The sequence below is a fragment of the Streptomyces sp. CBMA123 genome, assembly GCF_014596465.1.
Lineage (GTDB): Bacteria > Actinomycetota > Actinomycetes > Streptomycetales > Streptomycetaceae > Kitasatospora.
On record NZ_MECK01000343.1, the window covers coordinates 1 to 4,815 of the forward strand.

Here is a 4,815-nt window from a genome sequence, read left to right on the forward strand (position 1 = left end):
CCCCCACCCCCCCCACCCCCCCCCACCCCCCCCCCCCCCGCCCCCCACCCCCCCACCCCCCCGCCCCCCACCCCACCCCACCCCGCCTCCCCCCCCGGCACCCACCCACCCTCCCGAGAGCCCACCCCCACGAACACAACACGCCCCCGCGCAGCGGAAAACGCCAACGGCCCGCCACCCCCCAAAGGGCAACGAGCCGTCAGCCAGGACTTCTACCGCGCGTCAGCGCCTCCGCACACCCACCGCAAGCTCACCCGCAAGCGCCCGCACCGCACCCAACGCAGCCTCCTCGTCATCCCCCGCGGAGAGGATCCGCTTGACGAACGCCGACCCCACGATCACCCCGTCCGCGAACCGGGCGACCTCCGCCGCCTGCACCGCGTCGGAGACCCCGAGCCCGACGCACACCGGCAGATCCGTCGTGGCCCGGGTCCGGGCGACCAGGTCCTCGGCCAGCGAACCGACCGCTGACCGGGTCCCCGTCACCCCCATCACCGCGGCCGCGTACACGAACCCGCTGCCCGCCGCCGTGACCTCGGCCAGCCGTGCGTCCTTGCTGCTCGGCGCGACCACGAACACGGTGTCCAGCCCGTGCTCGTCCGCCGCCTTGCGCCACTCCCCGGACTCCTCGACCGGCAGGTCCGGCAGGATGCACCCCGCCCCACCCGCCGCCGCCAGGTCGGCCGCGAAGCGGGCCACCCCGTACCGGTCGACCGGGTTCCAGTAGGTCATCACCAGCACCGCCGTCCCGGGGTGCGCCGCGGCGACCTCCTGGACGGTCCGCAGCACGTCCTTGATCCGCACCCCGCCCCGCAGCGCGATGTCGTCCGCGGTCTGGATCACGGCCCCGTCGAGGACCGGGTCGGAGTGCGGCAGCCCGATCTCGACGACGTCGCAGCCGCCCTCGATCAGCGCGTTGACCGCCCGGATCCCGCCGTCGACCGACGGGAAGCCCGCCGGCAGGTACCCGATCAGCGCGGCCCGGTTCTCACCCTTGGCAGCCGCCAGACTGGCACTCAGCTTGCTGGCGCTCAGCTTCGAAGCCATGATCACTTACCCCCCTCGGCCGCGCCGCCGGCCGGCGAATCGTAGAGCCCGAAGTACTGGGCCGCGGTGTGCATGTCCTTGTCGCCGCGCCCGGAGAGCGAGACCAGGATGGTCGCCTCCGGCCCGAGCTCACGGCCCAGCTCCAGCGCCCCGGCGAGCGCGTGGGCGCTCTCGATGGCCGGGATGATCCCCTCGGTGCGCGACAGCAGCCGCAGCGCCTGCATCGCGGCATCATCGGTGACCGGCCGGTACTCGGCCCGCCCGCTGTCCTTCAGCCAGGCGTGCTCCGGCCCGACGCCCGGGTAGTCCAGGCCCGCCGAGATCGAGTGCGACTCGATGGTCTGCCCGTCCTCGTCCTGGAGGACGTACGTCCGGGACCCGTGCAGCACCCCCGGGTCGCCCTTGGTCAGCGTGGCCGCGTGCCGGGGGGTCTCGGCCCCCTCGCCGGCCGCCTCGCAGCCGATCAGCCGCACGCCGGCGTCAGGGATGAACTCGTGGAAGATCCCCATCGCGTTGGAGCCGCCGCCGACGCAGGCGACCACCGCGTCGGGCAGCCGCCCGGTCCGGTCGAGCACCTGCTGGCGGGCCTCGACGCCGATGACCCGGTGGAAGTCCCGGACCATCATCGGGAAGGGGTGCGGTCCGGCGACCGTCCCGAACAGGTAGTGGGTGGAGTCGACGTTGGCGACCCAGTCGCGGAAGGCCTCGTTGATGGCGTCCTTGAGCGTCCGGGACCCGGACTTCACCGCGACGACCTCGGCCCCGAGCATCCGCATCCGGGCGACGTTGAGCGCCTGGCGCTCGGTGTCGACCTCGCCCATGTAGATGGTGCAGTCGAAGCCGAACAGGGCGCAGGCGGTGGCGGTGGCCACCCCGTGCTGTCCGGCGCCGGTCTCGGCGATGATCCGGGTCTTGCCCATCCGCCGGGTGAGCAGTGCCTGGCCCAGCACGTTGTTGATCTTGTGCGAGCCGGTGTGGTTGAGGTCCTCGCGCTTGAGCAGGATCCGCGCCCCGCCCGCCTCGGCGGAGAAGCGGTGCACGTCGGTCAGCGGGCTCGGGCGCCCGGTGTAGTCCTTGAGCAGCCCGTCGAGCTCGGCGGTGAAGGCCGGGTCGGTCTTGGCCTTCTCGTACTCCTCGGCGACCTGCTCGACCGCGGCGACCAGCGCCTCGGGGATGAAGCGGCCGCCGTACGCGCCGAAGTAGCCGCGCGCGTCCGGCACCTGGGCACCGGGCAGGTAGTCCTTCTCGGACATGGTGGTTTCCCTTGGACGGAGATGGATGACGAACGACGTCTGATCGGCTGGTGTCAGCCGTGCGTCACGCGCCATCGCCGTCCCGGCACCTGTCCGGGCTCGCAGCCGATCACGTACCGCACCCGACGCCCCAGCACCCGGCGTGCGGGCGCGCGGCAGCCGCGCGGGCGGCAGCCGGGGGCGAGTCGGGTGGCGATCTTCATCTGGCGGCGTCAGTCCTTGTGCCGGACGGCGGGGTGGGCGCCGGCCGCGACCAGGTCGGCGACCGCGGCCCGCGGGTCCTTGCCGGTCACCAGCGACTCCCCGACCAGCACCGCGTCGGCGCCCAGGTTGGCGTAGTTGATCACGTCGAGCGGGCCGCGCACACCGGATTCGGCGATCTTGACGATGCCGTCCGGGATGGCGTGCACGACGTTCTCGAAGGTGTTGCGGTCGACCTCGAGGGTCTTCAGGTTGCGGGCGTTGACACCGATGATCCGCGCTCCGGCGTCCACCGCGCGCTTGATCTCGTCCTCGTCGTGCACCTCGACCAGCGGGGTCAGGCCGATCGACTCGGCGCGCTCGATCAGCGACACCAGGGCCGGCTGGTCGAGGGCCGCGACGATCAGCAGCGCGAGGTCGGCGCCGTGGGCGCGGGCCTCCCACAGCTGGTAGGCGGTGACGATGAAGTCCTTGCGCAGCAGCGGGGTGTCCACCTCGGCGCGAACGGCGTCCAGGTCGGCGAGCGACCCGCCGAAGCGGCGCTGCTCGGTCAGCACGCTGATCGCGGCGGCACCGCCGGCCGCGTAGTCGCGGGCCAGGGCCGCCGGGTCGGCGATCGAGGCCAGGGCACCCTTGGACGGGCTGGAGCGCTTCACCTCGCAGATCACCCGGATCCCGTCGCCCTTGAGGGCGGCGACACCGTCCTTGGCCTCCGGGGCCTTGGCCGCGAGCGCCTTGAGTTCGTCGAGCGAGACCCGGGCCTGCCGCTCGGCGAGGTCCTCACGGACCCCTTCGATGATCGAGTCGAGCACACTCACTCAGGAGCCCCCATCATTTCTGCTGGTTCGCCAGCGCGAGCCGGACGGGCGGGGGCCCGTCGGCCCTTCGATGGTATCGGCACCCGGGTGCGCGCAGCGCATCCGCCCGGCTCGCGTCTCGCGGAACGGGACGCTCCGTACGGCGGCTCCCAACTGCGGCTTCACCGGCTCTCCACCGGGCGGGCCGCCCGGGCTCCGCGCCGGACAGGGCCGCTCAGACCACCGGCGGCGCCAGCCCGGCCCCCACCGGCAGGTTGCGCACCACCGCGAACACCAGCACCAGCAGGGCGATCAGCGCCCAGCGGCGGCCCCCCACCGACACCCGGACCGGCGGGCCGCCGGTCAGCGCGGCCCAGCCCCAGCGCAGCCAGAGCAGGGCCAGGACACCGAGCAGCAGGACGGCCACCGCGTTGTCGTGCAGCGCGCCGGTGAAGTCCCCGTGGGCCAGCGCGTGGACGCAGCGCAGGCCCCCGCAGCCGGGGCACCACCAGCCGGTGGCGGTCAGGAAGGGGCAGTCGGGGTAGTGCCCGGGGGCGTTCGGGTCCACCACCGCGACGTACCCGGCCGGGACGGCCACCGCCGCCAGCGCGGCCAGCGGCGGGCTCATCCGGCGCAGCACGGGCGGTGGGGCGGAGGCGGCGGGGGCGGCGTTCACGCCCCCGATTGTGCCGCGCCGGGCCCGGACAGAACGAAACGGCGGGCGTGGCGCGCCCGCCGTTCGGTTGTGCGAATACCCGCTGGTCAGGCGGCGACGGCGGCGGCGCGGGCCTCGATGACCGCCTTGCGCGCCGCGGCCTGCTCCTCGACCGACTTGTAGACGTTGGTGCTGGGCTGCTTGCCCATGCCGGCCATCGACATGGCCTTGCCGACGATGCCGCCCACCAGGACGACCGCCAGACCGGCCCAGACCAGCAGCGGGGACGGCAGGATCATCGCGACACCCGCGATGCCGAAGCCGACGAAGGAGATGACGACGCCGGTCCAGGCGGCGGGGTTGTGGCCGTGTGCTGCTGCTGCCATCGATGGTGCTCCTAGGCTCTCGGGGCCCGGCCGGGCCTGCGGGGCCGCCGGCGGGTTGACGGGTTCCATTGTGCCGGGCCACATACGGACGGCCCAAAGCGGGTGGCGGGTCTATCGCGTCACACCCGCCGTCCGGACCGGCGGACCGTCAGAGCGCGGTCGGGTCCTCGCCCCGGTCCAGGGCCTTCCACAGGTCAGCGGGGGTGTCGGTCTTCGCCGGGGCCTTGCGGGTCGGCGCCTCGTAACGGCTGCCCATGGCCGGCCAGCCACGGCCGTAGCGCAGGGTGATCAGCCCGGCCACGGCGAGCAGCAGCCCGCCGGCCAGGGCGATCCAGGGCCAGGCGGTGTGCGAGACCTCGGTGGCGGTCGAGCCGGCCAGCGCCAGCTTGCCGGAGGCGGCGGAGTCCAGGGCGGCGGTGTCCGAGGCCCCGGCCACCGAGGCGGCGGCCGCGCCCAGCCCGGCCAGCAGGGTCAGC

General features: G+C 74.0%; 7 protein-coding genes. All 7 read right to left on the bottom strand.

Annotated elements, in window-relative coordinates:
* Positions 1-222: 222 nt before the first annotated feature.
* Entirely contained in the window at positions 223-1,047 is an 825-nt protein-coding gene (gene trpA, locus BG452_RS29870; protein ID WP_188307474.1) for a tryptophan synthase subunit alpha, read from the bottom strand.
* A gap of 2 nt (positions 1,048-1,049) precedes the next feature.
* The gene (trpB, locus tag BG452_RS29875) at positions 1,050-2,300 is read right to left on the bottom strand and encodes a tryptophan synthase subunit beta (RefSeq protein ID WP_188307475.1); all 1,251 of its coding nucleotides are present in this window, start codon (positions 2,298-2,300) and stop codon (positions 1,050-1,052) included.
* Positions 2,301-2,353: 53 nt separating this feature from the next.
* Positions 2,354-2,503 (bottom strand): tryptophan biosynthesis modulator TrpM, encoded by a 150-nt coding sequence (trpM, locus tag BG452_RS48205; protein WP_167395798.1) that lies wholly within the window; start codon positions 2,501-2,503, stop codon positions 2,354-2,356.
* Positions 2,504-2,512: 9 nt separating this feature from the next.
* Positions 2,513-3,319, bottom strand: a complete 807-nt coding sequence (gene trpC, locus BG452_RS29880; RefSeq protein WP_188307476.1) for an indole-3-glycerol phosphate synthase TrpC — start codon at positions 3,317-3,319, stop codon at positions 2,513-2,515.
* A gap of 214 nt (positions 3,320-3,533) precedes the next feature.
* Positions 3,534-3,974: a DUF2752 domain-containing protein gene (locus BG452_RS29885; RefSeq protein WP_317621286.1), complete on the bottom strand. Its 441-nt coding sequence runs from the start codon at positions 3,972-3,974 to the stop codon at positions 3,534-3,536.
* A gap of 86 nt (positions 3,975-4,060) precedes the next feature.
* On the bottom strand, positions 4,061-4,339 hold the full coding sequence (locus BG452_RS29890) for an HGxxPAAW family protein (protein ID WP_188307477.1): 279 nt from the start codon (positions 4,337-4,339) through the stop codon (positions 4,061-4,063).
* A 148-nt stretch (positions 4,340-4,487) separates the two neighbouring features.
* On the bottom strand, positions 4,488-4,815 hold a 328-nt coding region (locus tag BG452_RS29895), incomplete at its 5' end, for a Trp biosynthesis-associated membrane protein (protein WP_188307478.1).

What these genes read in the sequence shown, in the direction of transcription:
- trpA (WP_188307474.1), bottom strand. Translation starts at nt 1,047, where the DNA reads ATGGCTTCGAAGCTGAGCGCCAGCAAGCTGAGTGCCAGTCTGGCGGCT.
- trpB (WP_188307475.1), bottom strand. Translation starts at nt 2,300, where the DNA reads ATGTCCGAGAAGGACTACCTGCCCGGTGCCCAGGTGCCGGACGCGCGC.
- trpM (WP_167395798.1), bottom strand. Translation starts at nt 2,503, where the DNA reads ATGAAGATCGCCACCCGACTCGCCCCCGGCTGCCGCCCGCGCGGCTGC.
- BG452_RS29890 (WP_188307477.1), bottom strand. Translation starts at nt 4,339, where the DNA reads ATGGCAGCAGCAGCACACGGCCACAACCCCGCCGCCTGGACCGGCGTC.